General features: G+C 61.7%; 25 protein-coding genes and 1 tRNA gene. 15 read left to right on the top strand and 11 right to left on the bottom strand.

What is annotated here, in order from left to right:
* Positions 1 to 106 precede the first annotated feature (106 nt).
* Positions 107 to 1,261, bottom strand: coding sequence for a glycosyltransferase (locus D6858_RS08025; protein ID WP_120108848.1), 1,155 nt, complete (start codon positions 1,259 to 1,261; stop codon positions 107 to 109).
* Positions 1,258 to 2,169: an alpha/beta fold hydrolase gene (locus D6858_RS08020; protein WP_120108846.1), complete on the bottom strand. Its 912-nt coding sequence runs from the start codon at positions 2,167 to 2,169 to the stop codon at positions 1,258 to 1,260. Before D6858_RS08020 ends, D6858_RS08025 begins: the two co-directional genes overlap by 4 nt.
* A gap of 267 nt (positions 2,170 to 2,436) precedes the next feature.
* On the opposite strand from D6858_RS08020, the gene astD reads away from it, so the two are divergent.
* Together astD and D6858_RS08010 are read left to right on the top strand one after the other, a co-directional pair.
* The gene (astD, locus tag D6858_RS08015; protein ID WP_240623765.1) at positions 2,437 to 3,924 is read left to right on the top strand and encodes a succinylglutamate-semialdehyde dehydrogenase; all 1,488 of its coding nucleotides are present in this window, start codon (positions 2,437 to 2,439) and stop codon (positions 3,922 to 3,924) included.
* Positions 3,925 to 4,046: 122 nt separating this feature from the next.
* Complete coding sequence (locus D6858_RS08010; protein WP_120108842.1) at positions 4,047 to 5,078, top strand: PhoH family protein; 1,032 nt, start codon at positions 4,047 to 4,049, stop codon at positions 5,076 to 5,078.
* A gap of 133 nt (positions 5,079 to 5,211) precedes the next feature.
* On the opposite strand, the gene D6858_RS08005 is transcribed toward D6858_RS08010, so the two are convergent.
* A tRNA-Gln gene (locus tag D6858_RS08005) sits at positions 5,212 to 5,286 on the bottom strand.
* 616 nt (positions 5,287 to 5,902) lie between these two features.
* Between D6858_RS08005 and D6858_RS08000 the strand changes: the two genes are divergently transcribed.
* A complete protein-coding gene (locus tag D6858_RS08000) occupies positions 5,903 to 6,982 on the top strand; it encodes a transglutaminase-like cysteine peptidase (RefSeq protein WP_165859663.1) in 1,080 nt (359 codons plus the stop codon).
* Between the two features lie 32 nt (positions 6,983 to 7,014).
* Here the strand turns inward: D6858_RS08000 and D6858_RS07995 are convergent, their stop codons facing one another.
* A complete protein-coding gene (locus tag D6858_RS07995) occupies positions 7,015 to 7,245 on the bottom strand; it encodes a beta-barrel domain-containing protein (protein ID WP_240623764.1) in 231 nt (76 codons plus the stop codon).
* On the opposite strand from D6858_RS07995, the gene D6858_RS07990 reads away from it, so the two are divergent.
* Genes D6858_RS07990 through D6858_RS07965 form a run of 6 tightly spaced genes read left to right on the top strand, consistent with a single transcriptional unit; the run spans position 7,217 to position 11,016 of the window.
* Positions 7,217 to 7,510, top strand: a complete 294-nt coding sequence (locus D6858_RS07990; RefSeq protein ID WP_240623763.1) for a hypothetical protein — start codon at positions 7,217 to 7,219, stop codon at positions 7,508 to 7,510. The genes D6858_RS07995 and D6858_RS07990 overlap by 29 nt on opposite strands.
* Positions 7,511 to 7,513: 3 nt before the next feature.
* The gene (locus D6858_RS07985; protein ID WP_120108838.1) at positions 7,514 to 8,515 is read left to right on the top strand and encodes a type II secretion system F family protein; all 1,002 of its coding nucleotides are present in this window, start codon (positions 7,514 to 7,516) and stop codon (positions 8,513 to 8,515) included.
* Between the two features lies 1 nt (position 8,516).
* On the top strand, positions 8,517 to 9,488 hold the full coding sequence (locus D6858_RS07980; protein ID WP_120108836.1) for a type II secretion system F family protein: 972 nt from the start codon (positions 8,517 to 8,519) through the stop codon (positions 9,486 to 9,488).
* A complete protein-coding gene (locus tag D6858_RS07975) occupies positions 9,488 to 10,234 on the top strand; it encodes a hypothetical protein (RefSeq protein ID WP_120108834.1) in 747 nt (248 codons plus the stop codon). The genes D6858_RS07980 and D6858_RS07975 overlap by 1 nt, the downstream gene beginning before the upstream one ends.
* Positions 10,231 to 10,683 (top strand): A24 family peptidase, encoded by a 453-nt coding sequence (locus D6858_RS07970; RefSeq protein WP_120108832.1) that lies wholly within the window; start codon positions 10,231 to 10,233, stop codon positions 10,681 to 10,683. The genes D6858_RS07975 and D6858_RS07970 overlap by 4 nt, the downstream gene beginning before the upstream one ends.
* A 60-nt stretch (positions 10,684 to 10,743) precedes the next feature.
* Positions 10,744 to 11,016 (top strand): hypothetical protein, encoded by a 273-nt coding sequence (locus D6858_RS07965; RefSeq protein WP_133305260.1) that lies wholly within the window; start codon positions 10,744 to 10,746, stop codon positions 11,014 to 11,016.
* Between the two features lie 46 nt (positions 11,017 to 11,062).
* Here the strand turns inward: D6858_RS07965 and D6858_RS07960 are convergent, their stop codons facing one another.
* The 3 genes from D6858_RS07960 to D6858_RS07950 are packed head-to-tail and all read right to left on the bottom strand — an operon-like array spanning position 11,063 to position 13,108.
* On the bottom strand, positions 11,063 to 11,821 hold the full coding sequence (locus D6858_RS07960; protein WP_120108828.1) for a sulfite exporter TauE/SafE family protein: 759 nt from the start codon (positions 11,819 to 11,821) through the stop codon (positions 11,063 to 11,065).
* 59 nt (positions 11,822 to 11,880) lie between these two features.
* Positions 11,881 to 12,072 carry a YgaP family membrane protein gene (locus tag D6858_RS07955; protein WP_205664900.1) on the bottom strand — a complete coding sequence of 64 codons (192 nt, stop codon included), beginning with the start codon at positions 12,070 to 12,072 and terminating at the stop codon, positions 11,881 to 11,883.
* A gap of 58 nt (positions 12,073 to 12,130) precedes the next feature.
* On the bottom strand, positions 12,131 to 13,108 hold the full coding sequence (locus tag D6858_RS07950) for an MBL fold metallo-hydrolase (protein ID WP_240623762.1): 978 nt from the start codon (positions 13,106 to 13,108) through the stop codon (positions 12,131 to 12,133).
* A gap of 46 nt (positions 13,109 to 13,154) precedes the next feature.
* On the opposite strand from D6858_RS07950, the gene D6858_RS07945 reads away from it, so the two are divergent.
* Together D6858_RS07945 and D6858_RS07940 are read left to right on the top strand one after the other, a co-directional pair.
* Positions 13,155 to 13,817, top strand: coding sequence for a peroxiredoxin (locus D6858_RS07945; RefSeq protein ID WP_120108824.1), 663 nt, complete (start codon positions 13,155 to 13,157; stop codon positions 13,815 to 13,817).
* Positions 13,807 to 14,190: an ArsR/SmtB family transcription factor gene (locus D6858_RS07940; RefSeq protein WP_120108822.1), complete on the top strand. Its 384-nt coding sequence runs from the start codon at positions 13,807 to 13,809 to the stop codon at positions 14,188 to 14,190. The genes D6858_RS07945 and D6858_RS07940 overlap by 11 nt, the downstream gene beginning before the upstream one ends.
* Here D6858_RS07940 and D6858_RS07935 read toward each other — a convergent pair.
* The 4 genes from D6858_RS07935 to D6858_RS07920 are packed head-to-tail and all read right to left on the bottom strand — an operon-like array spanning position 14,171 to position 20,146.
* Complete coding sequence (locus D6858_RS07935; protein ID WP_120108820.1) at positions 14,171 to 15,409, bottom strand: FAD-dependent monooxygenase; 1,239 nt, start codon at positions 15,407 to 15,409, stop codon at positions 14,171 to 14,173. The two genes, D6858_RS07940 and D6858_RS07935, sit on opposite strands and share 20 nt — an antisense overlap.
* Positions 15,410 to 15,454: 45 nt before the next feature.
* Entirely contained in the window at positions 15,455 to 18,724 is a 3,270-nt protein-coding gene (locus D6858_RS07930) for an efflux RND transporter permease subunit (RefSeq protein WP_120109589.1), read from the bottom strand.
* Positions 18,725 to 18,735: 11 nt separating this feature from the next.
* Positions 18,736 to 19,791, bottom strand: a complete 1,056-nt coding sequence (locus tag D6858_RS07925) for an efflux RND transporter periplasmic adaptor subunit (protein ID WP_240623761.1) — start codon at positions 19,789 to 19,791, stop codon at positions 18,736 to 18,738.
* A gap of 25 nt (positions 19,792 to 19,816) precedes the next feature.
* Entirely contained in the window at positions 19,817 to 20,146 is a 330-nt protein-coding gene (locus D6858_RS07920; protein ID WP_120108816.1) for a rhodanese-like domain-containing protein, read from the bottom strand.
* A gap of 80 nt (positions 20,147 to 20,226) precedes the next feature.
* On the opposite strand from D6858_RS07920, the gene D6858_RS07915 reads away from it, so the two are divergent.
* The 4 genes from D6858_RS07915 to D6858_RS07900 all read left to right on the top strand — a co-directional run bounded on the left by D6858_RS07915 (position 20,227) and on the right by D6858_RS07900 (position 23,721).
* The gene (locus D6858_RS07915; RefSeq protein WP_338067280.1) at positions 20,227 to 21,510 is read left to right on the top strand and encodes an NAD(P)/FAD-dependent oxidoreductase; all 1,284 of its coding nucleotides are present in this window, start codon (positions 20,227 to 20,229) and stop codon (positions 21,508 to 21,510) included.
* A 24-nt stretch (positions 21,511 to 21,534) separates the two neighbouring features.
* Positions 21,535 to 21,738: a YgaP family membrane protein gene (locus D6858_RS07910; protein ID WP_120108813.1), complete on the top strand. Its 204-nt coding sequence runs from the start codon at positions 21,535 to 21,537 to the stop codon at positions 21,736 to 21,738.
* Positions 21,739 to 21,775: 37 nt separating this feature from the next.
* The gene (locus D6858_RS07905) at positions 21,776 to 23,074 is read left to right on the top strand and encodes a TolC family protein (protein WP_120108811.1); all 1,299 of its coding nucleotides are present in this window, start codon (positions 21,776 to 21,778) and stop codon (positions 23,072 to 23,074) included.
* A gap of 119 nt (positions 23,075 to 23,193) precedes the next feature.
* Complete coding sequence (locus D6858_RS07900) at positions 23,194 to 23,721, top strand: MarR family winged helix-turn-helix transcriptional regulator (RefSeq protein WP_120108809.1); 528 nt, start codon at positions 23,194 to 23,196, stop codon at positions 23,719 to 23,721.
* Positions 23,722 to 23,775: the final 54 nt, after the last annotated feature.

Here is a 23,775-nt window from a genome sequence, read left to right as displayed (position 1 = left end):
AAGTTTCGGGTAACGCGCGTCTTTAAACGATGGGGCAGTCAATTCAATCGTCAAACCCGCCTGTCCCCGCCCGCGTGAACCGCGGCTTAAGCATAGGCACGGCGTATCAGGCAGGGATTTCGCGCCCCATGATGCCCGAATAGAGGCGGCGATAGGCGCCAATCATCCGGTCTTCCCCGAATTGGGCCACTGCCTTCGCCCGGTTGGCTTCACCAACCGATTCGCGCAATGCTGCATCGCTCGCCAATGTGGCCAGCGCATTGGACAGCCCGCCGATATCGCCCGGCCCAACGATAAAGGGCAGGTTTTCATCCGCCACCATCGCACCGATGTCGCCCACTGCCGGAGCCGCAGCAGGAAGCCCCGCCGCCATCGCTTCCACCAGCGAGATCGGAAACTGCTCGCTTTGTGAAGACAACGCAAAGATATCGAACAGGCCGACGAACTTCGCAGGATCGCTGGCGAAACCGGGCAAATGCACACGATGTTCGATGCCATGAGCCTGTGCCTCCGCCCGGATAGTCGACACTTCCGGCCCTTCGCCCACGATCACCAGTTGCCACGGCTCTGGCAGCGAGGCGAAGGCGCGGACCAGCAGGTGCAATGCCTTGATCGGGCGCAAGCCGGCGACCGTGCCGACCCACAGCTCGCCGGGATGCTTGATGATCCCGCGCAAGGCATCGGCCTTCGGCGTCTTCGCGAAAGAGGCGACGTCGATCCCGTTGGGAATTCGCCGCACCCGCCCGAACGGCTGCGCCCATTCGGTGAGCGCAATACCCTCCAGCTTTTCCGACGGAACCACCAGCGCACTCGCCCGGCCCAGCGCAATGCGGCGATACCAGTTGCGGCTCGGCTTCAGCTTCTGTTGTTCATCGGCATTAAAGCCGTCTTCGTGATGGATCAGCGGGGGCAGCGCAATGGCCTTGCCGAACAGGGTATGCGCCATCACCGCATCTATCGCACCCCAGTTGTATGTCAGCACTAGATCATATTCAGCCATCGCTTGCGCCATCGCCTGCAACCGCCACGGTGTCGGCTTGCCCACCAGCGGAGGAAATTCATCGGGATAATCGACATCGATTCCGTGGGCGATCTCGTTTGCGGCGGACAGTTCGCCCGGCTCCCCCGAAACCACTGCATGGGCCACGTTCTTGCCAAAGGCGTTCATCAGCCGCACCGCGCGGCGCTCCTTTCCGCCGGCGGAAAAGGTCGAGTGGAGGTGAAGGATACGCGGGATCGCGTTCTGCGCGCCACCCGTCATACGATTTGCGCGAGCAGGCGGTCGAGCGCGGCAACCGCTTCGGGTTCGGTCAACAGCGGAGTATGCCCGACGTTGGGCACGGTCACATAATCCAGCGCAGGAATGCGCCGCTGCATTTCCTGCGCGGTTGCAGCCGACAGCACATTCGAGCGTTCCCCCCGCACCAGCACCAGCGGACGGCCTGCCAGCGCTTCGAACATCGGCCACATATCAGGGGCGGCGGATGGATCGGCATCTTCGAAAGGATCGGCAATCGCCATGTCGTAATCGAACGCGATGCGCCCGCCGGAGCCCAGCACCATTACCCGCTTCGCCATTGCCAGCCAGTCGTCGATAGTGAAGCCGGGATGCGATTCCTTATGCTGCGCCTCCAGCGCGCGGGCGGCGTGCATCCATGTCGGGAAACTGCGCCCTTGCCCGACATAGTCGACGATCCGTTCCAGCCCCGCCGCCTCCAGCTGAGGGCCTACATCGTTGAGCAGCGCCGCGGCAATGCGATCGGGCGTAGTGGCTGCGATCAGCATTGTCATCAGCCCGCCCAGCGACGTACCGACCGATACGAAGCGCTCGATCCCCTGATCGGCCAGCAACGCCATCACATCCGCCACATAATGCATCGGCGTGTAAGTGGCCGAATCCTTCGCATAATCGGATTCGCCGCGTCCGCGCATTTCAGGCACGATCACACGCCATTCGCCCGCGATCATTTCGGCCAGTTCTGCAAAGTCGCGCGCATTGCGCGTCAGGCCGTGCAGACAGATTACCGGCGGTCGATCGTCGCGCCCCGGATAATCGCGATAATGCAGTTCCAGCCCGTCTGCGGTTTGCCAGGTGCGATCTGCCCATGCCCGTTCGGCAGACTTGCCGCCCGCATCGGGAGCACCGGTAAAACTGGCAGTATTGTGCATAAAGTGCGAAACGGTCCCGTATCTGTGCGCGGATTGGCAGCGGCGTGGTTATCGCCCGATGCGCGCCGTTCCGCAAGCGCGCAGGTGGGCGGCAGATAGCCGGTGCCCCGTGTGGGGACGAGTTTGCTTGAACCTGCTGTACGGTATCTCTAAGTCAGGCGCGTGGCTGCGTCCTCCTGTTCAAGGCCCGTTTCGGCGGCAGTGACGCACCACCCACGTCGCACTCAAAAGGCCTGCATGGGATCGCAGGCGTGGGGGAAATACCGCTTGTCTAACACCGAACCTGTAACCGAAATCGTCTCCTTCGAACCAGCCACCGGCGCCGAACTGTGGCGTGGTGCCGTGGGCGACGTCGATGCCATCGTGGCGCGCGCCCGCAACGCCTGGCCCGACTGGGCCTCCCGCCCGCTGGCCAACCGGATCGAACTGTGCCGCCGCTTCGCCAACGAAGTGCTGAAGGCACAGGATCAGTTCGCGGAACTGATCGCCCGCGAAAACGGCAAGCCTCTGTGGGAAGCCCGCACCGAAGTCGAAACGGTGATGGGCAAAGTAGATATTTCGGTCACCGCCTATGCCGAACGGACCGGTCAGAAAAAATTCGACAGCGCGCTGCAGGGCACGGCAGCGGTTCGGCACAAACCGCACGGTGTGATGGCAGTGCTGGGTCCGTATAACTTCCCCGCGCATCTGCCCAACGGGCATATCATCCCGGCGCTGATTGCGGGCAATACCGTGGTCTTTAAGCCAAGCGAAAAAACCCCCGCCGTGGGCGAATTCCTGATCGGTTGTTTCCACCGCGCAGGTGTTCCGTCAGATGTGATCCAGTTGCTGATCGGCGGCCCGGAAGAGGGCAAGGCGCTTGTCGCGCACCACGATATCAACGGGGTGCTGTTCACCGGCAGCGCACAGGCAGGGATTGCGATTAACAAGCGGCTGGCGGGCAATCCGGGCAAGATTCTGGCGCTAGAGATGGGCGGCAACAACCCCATCGTGGTGCTCGACACTCCCAAAATAAACGATGCCGCCGCGCTGATCGTGCAAAGCGCATTCACCAGCGCGGGCCAGCGGTGCACCGCTGCACGGCGTCTGGTCGTGGTCGACAGTATGTATGATGCGATCATCGACGAAGTGAAGAACCTGGCCGACCGGATCGTGTTCGACGAACCGTTTGCCAATCCAGCCCCCTTTATGGGCTGCGTGATCGACAACAATGCCGCCGATCAGTTGATGGAAAGCTTCCTCTACCTACTCTCTCACGGGGGCAAGGCGATCAAGCACATGCAGCGGCCTGATAACGACAAGCCGTTCCTCAGCCCCGGCCTGATCGATGTCACCGCGATGAAGGAACGGCCCGATGTCGAGCTGTTCGGCCCGCTGCTGCAAGTGATCCGGGTGCCCGATTTCGCGGCCGCGATTGCAGAGGCGAATTATACCCGGTTTGGCCTGTCGGCATCGCTGATCGGTGGCTCGCCTCAGGATTACAACAAGTTCTGGGCCAATGTCCGTGCCGGAATCGTCAACTGGAACCGCCCGACCAATGGCGCCAGTTCCAAGGCGCCGTTCGGCGGGCTGGGCCTGTCGGGTAACCATCGCCCGGCGGCCTATTACGCTGCCGATTACTGCGCCTACCCTGTCGCCAGCACCGAAATGGACCAGCCGCGCGCCAGCATCGGTGTGGGCCTGCGCGAAGAGCGCCGCCGCAAGCGCCGCGATGTGCAGGACGATGAAGCAACACAACACGGCAGCGCGAGCTAGGCTCTGACCCTTGCAGGACAGTGTGCGGACAATCGTGCTTTTCCACCACCCACTGGTCGCAGGCCGCTTGCCGTATCCGAACGCACCCCTAGACTGCCGAATCGCAAACCCGAAAGGAGCGCATGGCCCGTAAACCCGCCCGCGCCGGGCAACCGGCGATTTCACCTCCCCCCGCACCTTTGCGCGAATCGCGTCGCGCCCGTGCGGAGCTGTCATTCGAAGACCAGTCATTGCTGGGCCCGCTGTTCGGGCAATTCGATGCCAATCTGGTGCAGGTGGAAAACCGGCTGGGCGTGTTCATATCCGCCCGCGGGGATCGCATCCTGATCGAAGGGAGCACGGATTCGGTGGCCCGCGCGCGCGACACGCTCAATGCGATGTACGATCGGCTGGCGCGGGGCGAAGATCTCGATACCGGCGCGATCGAATCGCTGATCGCGATGTCCAACGAACCGACGCTGGACGGGATCGTGCGCGGTGGGGACGACGCACCCAAAGTGATGATCCGCACCCGCCGCAAGACCATCGTTCCGCGCAGCGCGGGGCAGATCCCCTATATGCAGCAACTGGCGAGCAAGGATATCGTCTTCGCGCTCGGCCCCGCGGGCACTGGCAAGACATACCTCGCCGTGGCGCAGGCGGTCAGCCAGCTGATCAGCGGCAGCGTACAACGCATGATCCTGTCGCGCCCGGCGGTGGAAGCGGGGGAGAAGCTGGGCTTCCTGCCCGGCGACATGAAGGAAAAGGTCGATCCGTACCTGCGCCCGCTTTACGACGCGCTGTACGATTGCATGCCGCCCGAACAGGTCGAGCGCCACATCGAAAGCGGCGTGATCGAAGTGGCCCCCATCGCCTTCATGCGCGGACGGACGCTGGCCGATGCATTCGTAATTCTCGACGAAGCGCAAAACACCACGCGCGAACAAATGAAGATGTTCCTAACCCGGTTTGGCCAGAACAGCCGGATGGTCGTCTGCGGAGACCCGAAACAGGTCGACATTCCCGGCGGCGATTCGATGAGCGGACTGGCGGATGCCGTAACCAAACTGGAAGGGATCGAAGGCATCGCTGTGTCGCGCTTCACCGCCAGCGACGTGGTGCGCCATCCCATCGTGGGTCGTATCGTCGAAGCGTATGAGGGGCCGGGGGCGTAATTCAACGACACGGAAAGCGCGCGCGGTATCTGGGGAGAAGAGTACCTCTTTCCCACACCACACCTGTAACCATAGCGCGCCTGTGCGCGAGGCACGCTTTCAATAAGCATCAAAGGCGGGGAGGGAAAACTGCTGGCTGGGGCGGCAGGATTCGAACCTGCGCATGCCGGTACCAAAAACCGGTGCCTTACCGCTTGGCTACGCCCCAGCAGGCGGCCCCCTATAGCGCCTATTGCAGCGATGTGAAGTGGTCAGACAGGATTACCCAATACTATCGCAAAATACGGATCGTTGCACCAAGCGAAACCTGTGTTGAAGACAAGGCATCATCCGTTTGACGCGCGACAAATCCGACGGTGCACCTCACGCGTATTTCGATATTCGAGCGATAACGTAGTCGTTGTAGCTCTCCCGAATCCTCCTTTCAGGGCGGCAAGTGACGAACTTGCCGCCCCTTTTTCGCTTTAGTCGGCGTGATGCGAGTTGCGGGTGGACTGTTGCAGCACCGGCATTCTACAATGCGGGATGCGCTGGGATCGCGCGATCAAGCCTTTGTGATGAAAGGGATTGGCGCTGACCCACCGAACGACAATAGTCCGCAAAACTGCTAACGAGCCGAAATCAGGACTGGTGATTTTCAGTTCCGTGCCTGGGTCAGTGCGGATGCCCAATCAGATCATTTCGCCAGAACAAGCGGACGTGGCGCGACCCGATGGCAGGCCATCACGGTTAAAAATATGGCTAATATCAGTTAACCCTATCGGGAAAGCCAGCCTTGACTCAATATTGGCAAACCCCGGACCATGTTCGCACATGGCTCCATCATGGCCCGCAAGGTCCGCTATTCCCTCGGGATCGCTGCAATGGCGGCGGGCGCGGGCATTTCGGGGAGTGCCATGGCCACTCCACTGCCCTTATCGGCGGCGCTGATGTTTCCCGAAATCACCAACTGCTCGCTTTCACCGCTGGCGGTGACACAGGTTGCGATCATTACACCGCAAAGCAAGGCGCAGGCTGTATTGGGCGGACAGGTCAGTGCGCTGGAACGCATTCGTGCAGCGCAAATCAGCGGGGATGCCACAACACAATCGCTGGTCGATGGACTGAAGCTGGCCGTAATCGAACCACTGACGCCAGCATCGGCCGGCTTCAACAGCACTGTATCGCAGGCCTGTATCAATCCGGCATTCGCACGCAGCGCTGCACCGATTGCCACCCCTGACGCCGGGCGGATGACCCCTCCAATCATAACATTGTCATTCCCCACCGCGTCAATCTTGACCCCCCCGGTTCTGGCGTTGAAACCACTGCAATTCGCCCAGAATGTGCCCCCTGCTTTATCTGTCCCGTTCGCCGTGCCGCCTGCAAGCGCACGTGATAGCGACCTGATTCTGGGGTCAAAGCGGGTGGCAATCGGCAAAACACAGTTCGACCGCAACTGGGCCCGCGTAAAATCGGAAAGTCTGGGCAATGTCCGCCGTCTGGGGCTGCCCACGTTCAAGGCGGGGCAAAGCACGGCAGACAAGCTGGCGACGGTCCGCGCGATCAATGCCTGGGTCAATCGGCGCATCAGTTATGTCGAAGATGCCGACCCGTTCGGTCGCTCCGATTATTGGGCCGGTGCGCGTGAGACGCTGCGGATCGGCAAGGGCGACTGCGAAGATTTCGCGATTACCAAGATGCAATTGCTGGCCCGCGCAGGTATCCCGCGCGACGACATGATCCTGACGATAGCACGCGACAATGTACGCCGGGCGGACCACGCTGTACTGATGGTGAAAATCGGGGATGAGCGCGTGATGCTCGACAATGCAACCGACGCTTTGCTCGATGGTAGCACGGCGCAGGATTACCGTCCGATCCTCAGCTTCGGATCGCGGCAGGCGTGGCTCCACGGATACTGATCACACTCACCACCTGCTGATCGCCGCGTCGCTTACCGTTCGGTAAGCGCTGTGCCGAATGCCTTTTCAACCGGCTTGAGCAGGTATCCCAAGATCGAACGACTTCCAGTCACGATCTCCACATCGCAGATCATACCGGGCACAATCGGCAAGCGTTTGCCATCTTTCATCAGGTAGGAACGATCGGTTTCGACCACCACCGAATAATAGGCTTTGCGTTCGACATCGTCGAAGATGCTGTCCGCGCAGATCGCCTCTGCCATCAATGTAGTCATTCAGATCGGTCGCCAGGCCGATGGTCGCCGTCGCCTGTTGAGCCTGTCCGAAGTGGTCGGGATGGAAGGGCCGACGATCACGATGCAGGAAATATTCCGCTTCAAAATGGCCGGACGCGGCGAAGACGGATCGGTGCTCGGCCATTTTGAGGCGACCGGCATCCGCCCCAAGTTCCTGCAAGACGCCGCCGATTATGGCATCGATCTGTCCGCAGAGCTGTTCCGCCCATCCCTCCGGCTTGGCGGGATCTGAGCGATGACATCCGAATTCGTCCGGTTCTTCATCTTGCTGGCAGTATTCGCTTCAATTTTCCTGATTGGCCAGGCGATCCTGCGTGTCACTGTCGACAAGACTGCCCGCAGCCGGGCGGTGAACAAGCGGCTCGAACTGATCGCCAAGGGTGTGGAGCGTGAGGATGTCGTCTCCTATCTCCGCAAGAACCACCCGGCGAGCGGCGGCTATGGCGATGGCATGATCGGCAGAGCCACCGGTTCTTTCCGTCGTAACCTGATGATGGCCGGTGTCCCGCTCGATGTGAATCGGTCGCTGATGCTGATGGGATTGCTGTTCGCGATCATCGTCCTGCTGCTGTTCTTGCTTGCATGGTCGTGGAACATCCCCATCGGTTTCGGGTCGGTTCAGATCGTGCTGGCCTTCGCCGGCGCGGCGGCGGTGGGGCTGCCGGTGTTCGTGATGTCGTTTCTGGCGCAGCGGCGGCGCAAGAAGATGCAGGCGCAATTTCCGGTCGCGCTCGACATTTTCGTCCGCGCACTGCGCTCGGGCCATCCGGTCGCCTCAGCTATCCGTCTGCTGACCGAAGAGATGGACGATCCCATCGGCTCCGAATTCGGGCTGATTTCCGACGAAGTTTCTTACGGTGCCGATCTGACAGCGGCACTGTCCGCGATGGCTGAACGGTGGGATCTCGACGATATCCGTATGTTCGTCGTCTCTCTGGCCGTACAAAGCGAAACAGGTGGCAACCTCGCGGAAATCCTCAACAACCTGTCATCGGTCATTCGCGAACGCGCCAGTCTGTACCTGAAAGTCAGAGCGCTTAGTTCCGAAGGGCGGATGACAGGCTGGTTGCTATCGGTTCTGCCAGTGATCGCATTCGTCATGCTGTTTTCGATGAACCCGGCGTTCTACCTCGATGTCGCGACCGATCCGGTGTTCTATATCGGGTTCCCTCTGCTGGTGGGATGGTATTTCGTCGGCGTGTTTGCCATCCGTCGCATGATCGATCTGAAAGTCTGACATGGTAGAGCTGCTCGCCAACAACCTTGTCGCCCGGATCGCCTTTCTGGTCGCACTGTTCGCCATCGTAATGGTGCTGGTCCAGACTGTGATCCGACAGTTGAGCCGGCGCAGCACAGTACGAAAATCGCTCAGGGAGATCGACTCTATCGGCGGCACTTCACTCAACCGCGCTTCGTTGCAGGAAAGAACCGATACCGCGTGGAGCAAGCTGGCTGACAGGATCGAGAAATCGGGCCTCAATCTCAACGACAGCAGCGGAGATGCCTTACGGCAGAAACTGATCGCGGCGGGGTACACCTCTCCGGCCGCTCCGCGTCTGTTCACGCTGATACGGCTGTTTCTCGTCCTTGCACTGCCAACAATCTATGTGCTGGTCGTGGCAGGAAGTGCCGAGCCGGTTTCGCTGTTCAAGCTCTATGTTATCGGTTTCGTGCTCGCGTTGGCGGGCCTTTATCTGCCCAACCTGTTCATCACGGCCAAGGCAGACCGGCGCAAGGAAGCGATCACCAACGGCTTCCCCGATTGTCTCGATCTGATGCTGGTATGCGTAGAGGCCGGTCTGGGGCTGGAATCGGCAATGGACCGGGTGGGACGCGAAATGACCACATCGCACCCCCTGGTTGCTGAGCTGCTGTCAGGCGCAACGCTGCAACTGCGTGCAGGTGCACAGCGCGACGACGCCTTGCGGCGGATGGGCCAATCGAGCGGGGTCGACGAGATCCGCAGTTTCGTGACTCTGCTGATTCAGTCGGACAAGCTCGGCACCAGCCTGTCCGATACCTTGCGCGTCTATTCCGATGAAATGCGCGAAAAGCGTCGGATGCGGGCCGAGGAGAAGGCGCACCGCTTGCCTGTGCTGATCTCGATCCCTCTGGTGGTCTGCATGCTGCCGGTGATGGTCGGCGTGCTGATGCTACCGGGGGTCGTCCGTACAATGAGAGTTCTGTTGCCTGCTTTGGGGAGTGGATAATGAAGATACTTCGACATGGATCGGCAGCAATCGCGCTGATTGCTTTGAGCGGATGCCAGGCGCTGGGCTTGCCGTCGTTCGGGCTCCATTCGCGCGCGCCTGCCGATCGCTGGGCACCATCCAGCGACTATCGCGCGGCACTGGACGACGGACGCGCACAACTGCGCGATGGCAATCTCTCCGCAGCGGCAGCTCTGTTGCGTGTGGCTCAACAAGATCCCTCCTTGCGCGCTGAAGCATCGAATGCGCTGGGCGTGACATATGCCAGACTTGGCCGTGACGATCTGGCTGAACGGTATTTCCGGGTAGCCGTCGATATCGCGCCCGGCGATCAGCGGTTTGCGGCCAATCTCCTGCGATTGCAGGCACAGGGCCTGTCGAGCCCGCTTGGAAGTCGGGATGTCCAACTGGCCAGCACCGCTGAGCGGGCAATCCCAGGCAATGCGACCCAACCCGTCCTCAGGGAAGTGAACATCGCCGCCGCCGATCCTGTCGAAACGACCCGCGGCTTCACATTTATTCGCACCAGCACGGATACCGGGAGCAAACCGCCAATCCTTGTGGCCTTGAATACCGCCAACAAAGCAGCAGAGAGCAAAGACCAGCCAGGAAAGGCCTCCGTGGAAAGCATCGCTGACGAAGCATCCGCGAAACCTGCCGGCAAATCGGTATATCCCGTGCGGATCGATCTGGCGCAAACGCAGAGTAAATCGGTGTATCCGTTGAGAATTCATCTCGACCGATGAACGATATCGTTTTGTATTACCTCCCCGCCCTCGCACTGGCGGCGGCGGGGGCGATCACCGATATCCGTTCGCGCCGGATACCGAACCTGCTGTGTATCGCACTGGCATTGGTGGGCATCGCCACACTGGCCCTGTCAGCAGGCGTCGGCGCATTGCCGTGGAGCCTGCTGATTGCACTGGTTGCCGTGCTGATCGGCATGGCATTGTTTGCAGCCGGGATGATCGGCGGGGGAGACGCCAAATTCTACGCCGCCGCCGCATGCGGCCTGCCATCACAGGAATGGTATCATTTTCTGGGCTGGGTATCGCTGTCTGGCCTGCTGCTATTGTTCGTTATGGCGATTAGTCGCAGGATAGCGGGCAGAAAGGTATTCAAACACGGCGAATGGTCGGTGCCCTATGGCGTAGCGATATTCGCAGGATTCGTGCTCACCGTTCTCCAGCTCTGATCGGATTGTGCACACGCGGCTTTAAGGGGATTTCAAGACTATCGGTTCATACCGCACGGTATGACTGGACTACTCTCTACCCTGTTGAGTTCGATGCTGAAATTTGGCGTGGTTGCACTCGTGCTCAACGAAGTGCGCGGTGTGGTTCTGGCTGTGCCGGTGATCTACGCAATCTATCAGTCTGGCGGTACGCTGATGGCAATCTGGATCGGATTCTGCTCACTCGCCGGGATCGCGCTGTCGGTCATCGTACCGATGATCGCGATGAAGCAAGTGCAGAAACGGTTGGACCGCGCAAATGCGTCGCGACAACCCGCCCTTACTCCCCGATAAACACAGCGGCCGCTTCCTTGTGGTCGTGGGCCTTCATGGTCAGCAGCTACATCGCACTCCAGCTCCTCCACAGCATATAAATCGCGACAACGAAGATCAGTACCGCGAAGACAGTCTTGAGCTGCCCACCGCCCGAAAGCCGCTTCGCCAGCCGGGTTCCGAAGAAGCCGCCGATAACGCCCCCGACGATGAACGTACCGGCAAGCACCCAGTCGACCAGCCCGGAGAAAGCGTAATTCGCAGCCGTCGTCAGGCCGAATGCCGTCACCGCCACAAGACTGGTGCCGACAGCATTGATCATTGCCATGTCGGTCGCCGCCATCAACCCCGGCACTATCAGGAAGCCACCGCCAATGCCGAAAAAGCCGCTGAAAGCCCCTGTGCCGAACCCGTAGCCCAGCACCTTGGGCGCATTGGTCCGGGTGCACTGGACCCCCGGCGTGCCCTGATTGCGCCGTCCACGCAGCATTAGCGCGCCCACCACCAGCATCAGAAGCGCGAACAGAAACAGCAACTTGTGGCCATCCACGCTCTTGCCAAGCGTCGATCCCCCGAACGCCCCCACGATCCCGGCGGCGGCATAGACCAGTCCGCAGCGCCAGCGCACAGTTCTCTCACGCGCATGTTGCAACAGGCCGCTGGCGGCGTTGGCAGCGACAGCCAATGCACTGGTGCCGATGGCCACGTGCGGACTGGACACCCCGACGAGATAAACCATCAGCGGCACGGCAAGTATCGACCCGCCGCCTCCGACGAGACCCAGCGAAAAGCCGACCACCCCGCCCGACAACGCGCCGAGCGCCATATGCAACGGATCGAGCACTGCAAGCTCCTGAAATTACCCTGCTGACGAGCGAGCGGCGGTCAGCCTTTCTTACGGGTATCGAGGCCGATCAGTTTGTATGCCGGGCAGAAGCCGATCAGGCTCGTCAGCAGCAACACAGCCGCTACGATCCATGCGACAGTCGCCACAGTGCCCGTCAAAACCCCGGTGGCCGCGAGCACCGCCAGAATAATCGCACCGATCACGCGCATTGTCCGGTCAGATTTTCCCATGTTCAACATTGCCTTGGCTCCTTCATCGCATGGCAAGACCCGCCATTGGGCTGCCGGTTCATACCCCTTGCACGGGTATCTTGAGATAGCGCGTTCCGTTGTCTTCCGGCGGAGGGAAATGGCCTGCGCGCATGTTGACCTGAATTGAAGGCAGGATCAGTCGCGGCATTCCCAGCGTGGCATCGCGGGCCTCGCGCATAGTGACGAAATCGTCCTCGTTCACACCGGAGGCAGCATGAATATTGCCGTCACGCTCTTCCGCGATCGTCGTCTCCCACACGAATTCGTCGCGCCCCGGTGCCTTGTAATCGTGGCACAGGAACAGCCGCGCCTTGCCCGGCAGCTCCAGCAATCGACGGATCGATCGGTAAAGTGTACGGGCATCGCCGCCGGGAAAATCGGCCCGCGCGGTTCCAAAATCGGGCATGAAAATCGTGTCTCCGGGAAACACTGCATCGCCCACGACATAGGCAAGATCCGCTGGCGTATGACCGGGAACGTGCAACACCACCGCATCGATTTCACCAATTGTGAAGGTATCCCCGTCAGCGAACAGGTGATCGAACTGCGTTCCATCGCGCTGAAATTCATCCCCTGCGTTGAACATAGCGCCGAACGTATCCTGCACCTCCACTATGTGGGCGCCAATCGCAATCCGGCCACCCAGCGCCCCTTTCAGATAGGGGGCGGCAGACAAGTGATCGGCATGAGCATGGGTTTCCAGAAGCCAGGCGATCTGCAACCCCTGCTCTTTGACGTAAGCGATTACCTTATCAGCGGATTCGTACGATATGCGGCCCGATGCCGGATCATAATCCAACACCGGATCGATAATCGCAGCAGCCCGGTTTTCAGGGTCATGCACGACATGGGTGGCAGTGAACGTCGCTTCATCGAAAAACGTGTGAACGACCGGTGCCCGCGTTTTGCCCAACAGAGCATTTTCGACGATTCCGGTCGCTTTCGCCAAGGCCCGATCCTGTTCGCGATCAACCATCGATAACTCCATATTCATTTTCAGATAGTAAGTAATCATGTATATGTCTTGCGTCAAGGCGAGAGGGAAACTAAAGACAAGGCTGATGGCGCCATTTTCAGACAACACTCAGGACACCCCACCGCTTCGCATTGGGGATATCGTGCCACGTTTTGCAGCGCGCAGCACGCAAGGGGCGATCGACCTCGCCGATTATGACGATCGGTGGTTCATCCTGTTTGCCCACCCCGCTGATTTCACACCTGTTTGCACCAGTGAGCTGATCGAACTGGCGAAGGCTGAGGCAGATTTTGCCGCGCTCGATTGCGCGCTGATTGGCCATTCCGTCGATAGTCTTTACTCTCACCTCGCGTGGCTGCGTGCGATCCACGAACTGTCTGGGGTGAAGGTCGGCTTTCCACTGGTGGAAGATCCATCGATGGAGATCGCCCGCGCTTACGGAATGATGAGCTGCGATGCCGCCGATGCGACCACTGTTCGCACCACGTATTTCATCGGGCCGGGCGGCATTTTGCATGCCTCGATCTGCTACCCGCTCAATGTCGGGCGATCGATCCCCGAAATGCTGCGTCTGGTGAAGGCTTTGCAGGAGGCGGAACGCAACGACGCACTGGCTCCGGCAAACTGGCAACCGGGCGACGCATTGTTGCGCGATCCTGAAGAGACTATTGGGAAGGTCCTCTCCGACAGCAAAGCAAACGACTGGTTCTATTCCCCGTTCAGGGCCGGAGGGCGCGATGGCCAGTAATCCAGAACGCGATTTCGAAGGCAGCGCCGAATTGCTGCGCGCCATTGCCCATCCGGTACGCCTGCAGATCCTCTGTGCGATCAAGGATACAGATCACGCGGTGAGCGAGATCGAGGATCTCACCGGCATTTCGCAGCCGGGCCTGTCGCAGCAACTGGCCATTTTGCGTAAAGCGGACCTGGTCACTACCCGGCGCGACGGGAAGAAGATCTACTACCGCGTCGATCGCGAGCAAATGCTGGGCGCGAGCGACCTGCTCGATGCGCTCGCCGGCACCAATCTGGGCGCACAGCGCGACCGGCGGGCAGCGCAACTCCACAGTGGCGGCGGGGCGGCGACTTTCGCCCGTATCGTCAGCCGCTCAAACGACTAAGCGGGCCGGGCGGCAGGCTGGGCAACCCGGCAGACCTGGCCGGAATGCCCAGCCTGCGATTGCCCGATAGCAAAAGGGCCAGCGCGCCGGATACCGGTTTGCTCGCGCCCAACCGCAAGACTGCTTTCCGCACCGGACGGGCAAAGGGCGTATCGTCGGTATAGAGCCCCACGAGATGGCGCGTCGCTTCGTACAGCGGCAAAGTCGCCATCTGCTGCTCGATCGCATATCGCACCAGACGGGCATAGCGTGGCATTCCGCCACGCAGAACGCGCCCCAGCTCCCATGCACCCGCGAGACCGAAGTTGAATCCGTGCGCCGTCACCGGGTGCATACCTACCGCCGCATCACCCACTAACGCCGCACGTGGGCGCACGAAGCGTTCGGAGAAGGTCATCGTCAGTGGATAGGCGAACGGTTGCTCCACCGCTTCGATATCGCCCAGTTCCCCGACGAGGATCGCCTTGGCATAGGATTCGCGACATGCCTCGGGCCAGGCGAGGAAATCCGCCGCTTTCGCGTCAGGCAAAGTAAGCACAAACGAAGTCAGTCCGAGGCCGAGCGGGAGCAGCGCAACCGTGCGCCCGTGGTCGAACCATTCCAGTGCCTTACCACCCAGCGGGTCGTCCGAATGACGCACCCGCATACAGATCATCGTCCGTTCCGTTTTATGGATTCGTGCCCCTATGCCCAACATCCCACGCACTGCGGAAAAGCGCGAGTCCGCTGCCACCACCATTGCGCCGCGCAGTGTCTCGCCAGACGCCAGACGAACCTCTGCACCGCCTTCGGTGACGGCTGCACCGATCACGCGCTGTTCAGTGCGCAGATCCAGCCGCGCCTGCCCCGTAACCGATTGATAGAGCGCGCGTCGGATCGCGTGATTGGGAACCAGATTGCCGAGGTTATCGCTATCTCGCCCAACAGGATCGATGGCCATCGCGAACGAAGATCTGCCGTCGCGCACGCGCGCGCCCCGCAGCGGGTGAATTTCTTCCTTTGGAATCAAAGGCCAGACGCCCAGATCATTCAGGATGCGTTGGGACCGGAGCGTCAGTGCGATCTCTCTGCCATCGGGTGCGGGATCGACAATGCTCTCTTCGGATTGATATTCCAGCAGGGTGATGCGCACCGGCGCATCGGCCAGACTCCGCGCCAGTGCCAAACCTGCCGGACCAGCGCCGACGATGATGATATTATCGAGCGTTTCGTGTGACATGCGGCAAGTGATCGCGCCGCTTCGCTATCCGGTCATTGCGTTCGGTCAAGCGGCGTCGGGTTCTTCATCCTGCGGCTTATCGAACAAGGTGAGCGGACGGCCATCATCGCGCAGCACGACGTAGATCGCCGGGATAACCAACACCGTCAGCAGAGTCGAACTGGCCAGACCGAACAGGAGAGAGATCGCAAGCCCTTGAAAAATAGGGTCCGTCAGGATCACCGCCGCCCCGATCATCGCAGCCGCTGCAGTCAGCACAATCGGTTTGAAGCGGATCATGCCCGCTTCCAGCAGCGTGTCGCGCAGCGACCTGTCCGGGCTGCGGGCGTGGCGGATAAAGTCGACCAGCAGGATCGAATTGCGAACGATAATCCCCGCCAGCGCGATGAAACCGATCATGCTGGTGGCCGTGAATGGCGCGGAAAAAAGCATATGACCCAATACGATACCAATCAGCGTCAGCGGGATGGGAGTGAGGATCACCAGCGGAATCTTGAAGTTGCGGAATTGCCCGACAACCAGCACATAGATGCCCAGCAAAGCGACCATAAAGGCGCCGCCCATATCGCGGAAGGTGACCCAGGTAATTTCCCATTCGCCATCCCACAGCAATGTGGTCTGCTGTTCGTTCGCTGGCTGGCCGTTCAGACTTATCTCTGGTTTTTCAAGACCATGCGCTGCCCAATCGAATTCATCGATGGCCTTGTCCACCGCCAGCATCCCGTAAATCGGCGCTTCGTAGCGGCCAGCAAGTTCGGCGGTGACCATCGCCACGCCGCGTCCGTCGCGGCGGAACAGCGCTTCGCTGCCCTTGCTCTCGCGCGCGTCAACTACTTGATCCAGACGGATTAATTGCGGTCCCATCGGGCCTTGCGCGGCGGCAACCGGGGTGGCGCCGAGCGACTGGCTCCAGCTGCGTTGCGACTGGTCGAGGCCGATGCGGATCGGCAGGGGAGTACGGCCCAGCCCTTGCGGGGCGTAACCCACTGTTTGATCAGCCATAAGTGCACCGATACTGTCGTACACCTGCCGTTCGGAGAGGCCGTAATGGTCGAGCCGGTCGCGGTCCGCCACCAGCCGCAATTGCGGGGTCTGCTGGCCAAAGCTGTTGTCGACATCGACGATGAAAGGCACTGATTTAAATATCTTTTCTACCTGCAAAGCGGTCGCGCGGCGGCTCGCTTCGTCGGGGCCGTAGATTTCGGCCAGCAGCGTGGCGAGAACCGGCGGGCCGGGTGGCGTTTCGACAACCTTGATCGATCCACCGGGCGGTAAAGCGATTGTTTCCAAACGCTTACGCATATCGACAGCGATTTCGTGGCTGGAGCGGGAGCGATCCCCCTTGGGCAGCAGAGTGACCATCACGTCACCCATCCACGGGCGGTCGCGCAGGAAGTAATGCCGCACCAACCCGTTGAAATTAAACGGTGCGCTTGCCCCGGCATAGGCCTGCATACTGACCACTTCGGGCATTTGCCGGGCGACGGTGGCCGCCTGTTCCAGCACGCGCCCGGTCTGTTCCAGACTGGTGCCTTCGGGAAGGTCCACAACCAGTTGAACTTCCGACTTATTATCGAATGGCAGCAGCTTCACCGTGACCAGTTCAAGATAGAACATTGAACACGATATGAGAGTCGCAATCCCCACAAATATAAGGAAATTTCGTGCCGACTTGCGGTCTTTCACCACACGGGCGGCGAATCTGCCATAAAGCGCCCCCAATTTATCGGGATGACCCGCGTCATGCCCGTGATTGGCCAATGTCGCGCGAGCAAACCGGATCATCAGCCACGGCGCGATGATCACAGCCACGAAAAAGCTGAACACCATTGCCGCGCTGGCGTTGATCGGGATCGGCGCCATGTACGGCCCCATCAGGCCCGACACGAACAGCATCGGCAGCAGCGCCGCGACCACAGTCAGCGTTGCGACGATAGTGGGGTTGCCCACTTCGGCCACGGCTTCGATCGCGGCTTGCTGGCGGGTGCGGCCGCCATCGGTGCCGACATCGGGCATGGCCCAGTGGCGGGCGATGTTTTCGATCATCACGATCGCATCGTCGACCAGAATGCCGATGGAGAAGATCAACGCGAACAGGCTGACCCGGTTAATGGTAAATCCCATCACATTGCTGGCGAACATCGTCAGCAGGATCGTGGTGGGGATCACGATGGCTGTCACCCCCGCTTCGCGCCAGCCGATGGCGAAACCGATCAGCAGCACGATCGACACTGTTGCCAGCGCGAGATGGAACAGCAGCTCGTTCGCTTTCTCGTTCGCGGTTTCGCCGTAATTGCGGGTGACCTGCACGTTCACGCTTTCGGGTATCAGCGACCCTTCGAGTTCGTGCACCCGCTCGACGACATTTTCGGACACCGTCACGGCATTGGCCCCGGCCCGCTTGGCCACCGCCAGACTCACCGCCGGTGCCGTGTTCCACGCGCCATCCTTGCCATCGCCCGACCAGTCCCACACGCGGGCCTGATCCTGTGTCGCCCCTTCGGTAACGGTCGCGACATCGCGCAGATATACCGGCGCGCCGGTGACAGAGCGGACTTGCAGATTGCCCACTTCCTGCGCGCCCGACACCGTCTGGCCCACCACCACCGTGGCCGCCCGCCCGTTTTCGCGCACAGTGCCAGTGGGGAACGAACGGTTGGCCTGACTGGCGGCATCGATCACGGCATTGAGCGGCACCTGATGCGCGGCCAGCTTCGCCGGATCGGGGACGATACGGATCGCCTGCTGTTGCCCGCCGACGACGAAGGTGAGGCCGACATCGCCCACTTTGGCGATTTCGGTCTTGAGCCGGTCGGCCAGTTCATAGAGCGACTGATCGCTCCAGTTACCGGGCGCACCGGGTTTGGGCGTCAGCGTCAGCACGACAATCGGCACATCGTTGATCCCGCGCACAGTGATCTGCGGCGGCGGGATGCCCACGGGGATGCGGTCGATATTGGCCTGTATCTTCTCGTTGACCCGCACCGCGGCGTCTTCCGGGTCCGACCCGACGAGGAAGCGGGCAGTGACCATCACCCCGTTATCTTCCGCCTGAGTATAGACGTGTTCCACCCCGTCGATCGATTTGACGATGGTTTCCAGCGGCTTTCCCACCAGTTCCACCGCATCGCTGGCCGACAGGCCGGGCGCGGCGACACGGATATCGACCATCGGCACTTTGATCTGCGGCTCTTCCTCGCGCGGGATCGTCATCGTCGCGATCAGGCCGACGAGGATCGCAGCCAGCAGCAGCAGCGGCGTGAGCGGAGACTGGATCGTCGCCCGCGTCAGCCGCCCGGAAATGCCCAGGTTCACCGCTTCACCGCTCATTTCTGCGCCGCCCCGCCTTTCGTTGGGGCACCGCTTTTGGCAGCGGGCTTCACCAGCATATCGCCCGCCGACACGCCGGAGAGGATTTCGACTTTGCCCGCTTCGCCCGCCGGTGCGGTCTGCACCGGTACAGCGGCGGCTTCACCCTGTTTCGGCTTAACCGTCACGTAATCGACGCCAAAGCGGGTGACGACATAATCGGCGGGCACGATCAGCCCCTTGCGCGATCCGCCATCGACCTGCGCGGCCACCCGCCGCCCGATCAGCGCGGCATCCAGCCCCGGCACATCGGCATCGGCGCGCACCTGCCCCGCCGCGACCGAGGGATAGACCCGCGCAATCGTGCCGGTCCGCTCGGTCCCGTCATCGGTAGTGACCCGCACGGCAGAGCCGGGATGAACCTTCGCCGCCAGCGATTCAGGCAGATCGAGCCGCAGGACCACCGGGCCGGAGGTGATCGTGGCGATCACCATTCCAGGGGCGACCGCCGATCCGGCGGGCACGTCTGCCGCCAGCACACGGCCACTGGCAGGGGCGATCAATGCGCCCTGCCCGGCCACCGCGCCCACCGCTTTCTGCTGTTCACGCGCAGCGCGGACCTGCGCCTGCGCGGCAGCGGCGGCCGCCTGCGCCTGTTCCAGTCGCGCCTTGGCATAGACGCCGTTTTCATAAAGGTATCGGGTGCGCGACAGCTCCGCCTGCGCCTGTGCCGCCTGCGCCTGCGCCGCGGCGGCCTGCGCACCATAGGCCCCCGACTGATAGCCAAGCTGGCTATCGACCACACGGCCAATCGCCTGCCCGCGCTTCACATAATCGCCTTCCTTCACGGAAAGTGCGGTGAGGATGCCGGGGATGCGGGCCATGACTTGCGCCTGATCGACAGTGGCGACTTCCGCGCTCACTGCTGTCCAGTTGGGCACTTCGGCCTGACGCACCACCAGCACGGGGCCGCTGGCCGCCGTTTTCGCCGGTGCCTGCGCCACTTCGCTGTCGCCACATGCCGCCAGCGCCAGACTGCCGCCCAGTGCAAGGATCAGTGCCGTTGCCCGCATCGTTGCCCTCATTTCGTTTTTGGCCTTATTTCTCGACCGGTAGGCCTGCACTGTTCCATGCGCCCATGCCACCGGCAAGGTGGGTGTCGACCGGCACATCCGAACATTTCGCCAGCGCTTTGGCCGAACGAACCCCGCCCGCGCAGTTGAGCACCACGGTCTTGCCTTCCGCAGCGGGCAGTTGCGCGGGATCGAATTGCGACAGCGGCAGATTGATCGCGCCGGGAATGTGCCCGCCCGCGAATTCGCCGGGTTCGCGCACATCGACCACCACCGCCTGACCATTGGAGACCATCGTGTGCAGTTCGCCCGCAGACACTTCGCGGACGGGAGATTTTTTGCCGAAACCGAACATTTTCGATCCTTTCGATTATTGATTTGCATATATCGTGTATATGTTTTATCCGTCAACCCGTAATCGCAAGAGAGGATTCGATGATGTCCCAACCCCATATCGTTGTCCTGGGCGCCGGTCTGGGCGGCACGATCGCCGCTTACGAGATCGCCAGCGCCACGCGGGGCAAGGCGCGCGTATCGGTCGTCAACAAAGGCGACGATTACTGGTTCGTACCGTCGAATCCGTGGGTCGCCGTGGGCTGGCGGGAGCCGGAGGCGCTGCAGGTGCATTTGCCGCCGGTGATGGAAAAACACGGTATCGCCTTCACCGGCACGGGCGCGCGCAAGGTGGACCCGGTGAATAACCGGATCGAGCTGAACGATGACTCATATATCGATTATGATTATCTGGTGATTGCCACCGGCCCCGATCTGGCGTGGGATGAAATCGACGGCTTCGGCCCGGATCGCAACACTGTGTCGATCTGCGAAACCGCCAGTGCACAGCAGGCGCGTGCACGGTTCGAAGAGCTTTGCGCCAACCCGCGCCCGGTTGTGGTCGGCGCGGCGCAGGGGGCCAGTTGCTATGGCCCGGCCTACGAAATGGCGATGATCCTCGATACCGAGCTGAAGAAGCGCGGCATTCGCCACAAAGTGCCAATGACGTTCGTCACCCCCGAACCCTATATCGGGCACCTCGGGCTGGACGGCGTGGGCGATACCAAGGGCTTGCTGGAAAGCGAAATGCGCGACCGGCACATCAAATGGGTCACCAATGCGAAAGTGGACAGTGTCGAACCCGGCACGATCCACATCACCGAAGTGAACGAAGACGGCAGCGAGAAGAAGCGCCACGATCTCGATTTCGGGTGGTGCATGCTGATGCCGCCGTTCCGCGGCATCCCCGCGCTGATGGGGCTGGACGGGCTGGTCAACCCGCGCGGTTTCGTGCTGGTGGACGAACATCAGCGCAATCCGAAATACAGCAATGTCTTCGGGCTGGGCGTGTGCATCGCGATCCCGCCGACCGGGCCGACCCCGGTGCCGGTGGGCGTGCCCAAGACCGGCTTTATGATCGAAAGCATGGTCACCGCCATCGCGCAGAACCTGAAGGAAATTCTCGACGGGCAGGAACCGACGCACGAGGCGAGCTGGAACGCGATCTGTCTGGCCGATTTCGGGGATGGCGGGGTGGCCTTCGTCGCCAAGCCGCAGATCCCGCCGCGCAACACCAACTGGGCATCCGAAGGGAAATGGGTCCATCTGGCGAAGATCGGCTTCGAAAAATATTTCCTCCGCAAGATCCGCAAGGGTGAGAGCGAGCCGTTCTATGAAAAGCTCGCGCTGCATGTGCTGGGGATCAAGAAACTGACGATGGACTGACCTCGTGTTGAAGGAGATGTTGCGATGAACCTCGACCGTGCCGTGCTGGCCTTTGCCGCGATTGTCGTGCTGGCGGGATCGATCCTGTCGGTCACTGTCCACCCATACTGGATCGCGCTGACGATCTTTGCCGGGCTGAACATGTTGCAGGCGAGCGTGACCGGATTCTGCCCCGCGGCGATGATTTTCCGCCGTCTGGGTGTGGCACCGGGCTGCGCCTTTCGCTGATCGCCTGGCCGCTGATCGCCCTTAGCTGAGAGAACCGATGCGTATCGTTTTCCCCCGCTCCCCTTCTGCCGCACTGCCTTCGGTCGCGCTGGCCGTCGCGCTGGCATCCGCTGCGCTCGCGACCCCCGTCGCTGCTGAAACGCTGGATGAAACGCTGGCTGCCGCGCTGGCGCATTCGCCTGCGATAGAGGCGGCGCAGGCCCGCGCCGATGCCGCCGATGCCGCTGTGGCGCAGGCGCGGGCAGAGCGGAATCCCAGCGCCAGTGTGCAGGGGCAGATCGGCTATGGCCGGATCGATCCGCGCGGGTTCTTCGGCTTGCAGGCGGAAAACGTCACCCCCCGCGTGGCGCAAGTGGGGGCGGAAATGCCACTGTTCACTGGCGGGCGGATCGGGGCTGCGGTGGCACAGGCGCAGGCCGGGCGCGAAATGGCCGCGATCGGTGCCGATGCCGCTGCGCTCAACCTGCGGTTGCAGGTAATCGCCGCCTACACGCAGGCGCTCGCGGCGCAGCAGCAGGTCGCCAGCTATGGCGCGATGATCGATACTTTGCAGGAAGCGGTGCGGCATTCGCAGCTGATGTTCAAAGTCGGCTCCGCCACCTCGACCGATGTCGCACAGGCAGAGGCGCGTCTGGCAGAGGCGGAGGCAGGCCGCGCCGGGGCAAAAGGCGCGCTGAACGAAGCGCAGGCCCGGCTGAGCGCGCTGGCCGGGCGCCCGATCGCGCCCGACACCGCGCTGCCCCCGCCGCCGGTGGTGCCCGCCAGTGCCGAACAGGCCGCCACGCTCGCCGCAGCGGACAACCCGCAAGTGGCGCAGGCACGCAAGGCCGCCGACATGGCCGGTGCCGGAGTCCGCGCCGCCAAAGCAGAGCGAATGCCGACAGTCGGCGCCTATGCCGAAGCGTCCAGCGTGCGCGACCAGTTCTTCCCCGGATACGCCGCCGACAGCGCCAGCGTGGGCCTGCGCGGGGAGTGGAAATTCTTCACCGGCGGCAGAGTCGGGGCCAAAGTCGACAAGGCAGAGGCCGAAGCCCGCGCCGCCGCCGCCGATGCGCGGCTGGCCGAGCAAGGGGTGCGGATACAGGCCGTGCAGGGCTTCGAGGCCGTGCAATCGGCCCGCGCGATGCTCGCCGCCGCGGAAAAGCGCGCCACCGCCACGCAAGAGGCGCTGCGCGGCACCCGTCTGGAAGTGAAAGCTGGGGCCAAGCCGCAACTCGCCCTGCTCGACGCCACGCGCGAGGCGCTGTCTGCCGAATCCGCCCGGATCGCGGCGCAAGGCCAGTTGCTGACCGCCGCCTATACCCTTCGCAGCGTCACCGGGATGGAGCAGCAGTAACCCCCGCCACCGCATTGGTGCGATAAATCAGGCTTTTGATTAATTGGCCGCCCGCTCTTTTCACGGATTAACAATTACATTAATCGGTTAGCGGGAGGACAATTTCGCATGACCGGTCAATGCTAGAGCCACATCTGGAAATAGCGCGCCTGACGCGCGAGCTGGCGTCTCAACTGCTTGAAAAGGCGGTGATGGTTGCGCGCCACTTCGACCTGGGAACGACCGAAGTGCGCGCCATCGAACAGCTTTACCTGTCCGGCCCGATGACAGCAGGCGACCTGGGCCGCGCCCTCGCGCTGACCAGCGGATCGGTGACTGCGCTGGTCAAGCGCCTGCAAGCCAACGATCTGGTCGAACGCACAGTCGACCGGCAGGATCGCCGCAAAGTATGGATTTCGCTGAGGGACGACAAAATCGAAGAGTTCCTCCGCCCCTACCTTTCGACCATCGCGCAGGGGCAAAGCGTGATCGATCGCTTTTCGGATGACGATCTGGCAACGGTCACCCGCTTTCTAAAGGAATACTGCACCGCATCGAGCGCCGAGAATATGGCGACCGAACGCGAGACGCGAGCCGACAGCGCGAAGCCCGGAGGCAGGCGGGACGCGTCAGGCACGATCACCGGGGTCGGCGCAGGACTCAGCTAACGCAGGCCCGAACACCGCGTCACCCGACCGTCCCGCCTTCGTCATTGCGAGGAG

This window comes from Tsuneonella suprasediminis, assembly GCF_003605755.1.
Lineage (GTDB): Bacteria > Pseudomonadota > Alphaproteobacteria > Sphingomonadales > Sphingomonadaceae > Tsuneonella > Tsuneonella suprasediminis.
The sequence above is the reverse complement of the archived record's forward strand: the minus strand, read 5'-3'. Positions and strand labels throughout refer to the sequence as shown.

Bases quoted from the DNA above. Each gene is read 5' to 3' on its own strand.
- D6858_RS07980 (WP_120108836.1), top strand. From the start codon at position 8,517: ATGGTAGAGCTGCTCGCCAACAACCTTGTCGCCCGGATCGCCTTTCTG.
- D6858_RS07900 (WP_120108809.1), top strand. From the start codon at position 23,194: ATGCTAGAGCCACATCTGGAAATAGCGCGCCTGACGCGCGAGCTGGCG.
- D6858_RS08020 (WP_120108846.1), bottom strand. From the start codon at position 2,169: ATGCACAATACTGCCAGTTTTACCGGTGCTCCCGATGCGGGCGGCAAG.
- D6858_RS08025 (WP_120108848.1), bottom strand. From the start codon at position 1,261: ATGACGGGTGGCGCGCAGAACGCGATCCCGCGTATCCTTCACCTCCAC.
- D6858_RS08010 (WP_120108842.1), top strand. From the start codon at position 4,047: ATGGCCCGTAAACCCGCCCGCGCCGGGCAACCGGCGATTTCACCTCCC.
- D6858_RS07990 (WP_240623763.1), top strand. From the start codon at position 7,217: ATGCTGTCCGCGCAGATCGCCTCTGCCATCAATGTAGTCATTCAGATC.
- D6858_RS07910 (WP_120108813.1), top strand. From the start codon at position 21,535: ATGAACCTCGACCGTGCCGTGCTGGCCTTTGCCGCGATTGTCGTGCTG.
- D6858_RS08000 (WP_165859663.1), top strand. From the start codon at position 5,903: ATGGCCCGCAAGGTCCGCTATTCCCTCGGGATCGCTGCAATGGCGGCG.
- D6858_RS07975 (WP_120108834.1), top strand. From the start codon at position 9,488: ATGAAGATACTTCGACATGGATCGGCAGCAATCGCGCTGATTGCTTTG.
- D6858_RS07960 (WP_120108828.1), bottom strand. From the start codon at position 11,821: ATGGCGCTCGGCGCGTTGTCGGGCGGGGTGGTCGGCTTTTCGCTGGGT.
- D6858_RS07945 (WP_120108824.1), top strand. From the start codon at position 13,155: ATGGCGCCATTTTCAGACAACACTCAGGACACCCCACCGCTTCGCATT.
- D6858_RS07925 (WP_240623761.1), bottom strand. From the start codon at position 19,791: ATGCGGGCAACGGCACTGATCCTTGCACTGGGCGGCAGTCTGGCGCTG.
- D6858_RS07920 (WP_120108816.1), bottom strand. From the start codon at position 20,146: ATGTTCGGTTTCGGCAAAAAATCTCCCGTCCGCGAAGTGTCTGCGGGC.
- D6858_RS07970 (WP_120108832.1), top strand. From the start codon at position 10,231: ATGAACGATATCGTTTTGTATTACCTCCCCGCCCTCGCACTGGCGGCG.
- D6858_RS07995 (WP_240623764.1), bottom strand. From the start codon at position 7,245: ATGGCAGAGGCGATCTGCGCGGACAGCATCTTCGACGATGTCGAACGC.
- D6858_RS07940 (WP_120108822.1), top strand. From the start codon at position 13,807: ATGGCCAGTAATCCAGAACGCGATTTCGAAGGCAGCGCCGAATTGCTG.
- D6858_RS07905 (WP_120108811.1), top strand. From the start codon at position 21,776: ATGCGTATCGTTTTCCCCCGCTCCCCTTCTGCCGCACTGCCTTCGGTC.
- D6858_RS07955 (WP_205664900.1), bottom strand. From the start codon at position 12,072: ATGGGAAAATCTGACCGGACAATGCGCGTGATCGGTGCGATTATTCTG.
- D6858_RS07915 (WP_338067280.1), top strand. From the start codon at position 20,227: ATGATGTCCCAACCCCATATCGTTGTCCTGGGCGCCGGTCTGGGCGGC.
- D6858_RS07950 (WP_240623762.1), bottom strand. From the start codon at position 13,108: ATGATTACTTACTATCTGAAAATGAATATGGAGTTATCGATGGTTGAT.
- D6858_RS07965 (WP_133305260.1), top strand. From the start codon at position 10,744: ATGACTGGACTACTCTCTACCCTGTTGAGTTCGATGCTGAAATTTGGC.
- D6858_RS07935 (WP_120108820.1), bottom strand. From the start codon at position 15,409: ATGTCACACGAAACGCTCGATAATATCATCATCGTCGGCGCTGGTCCG.
- D6858_RS07985 (WP_120108838.1), top strand. From the start codon at position 7,514: ATGACATCCGAATTCGTCCGGTTCTTCATCTTGCTGGCAGTATTCGCT.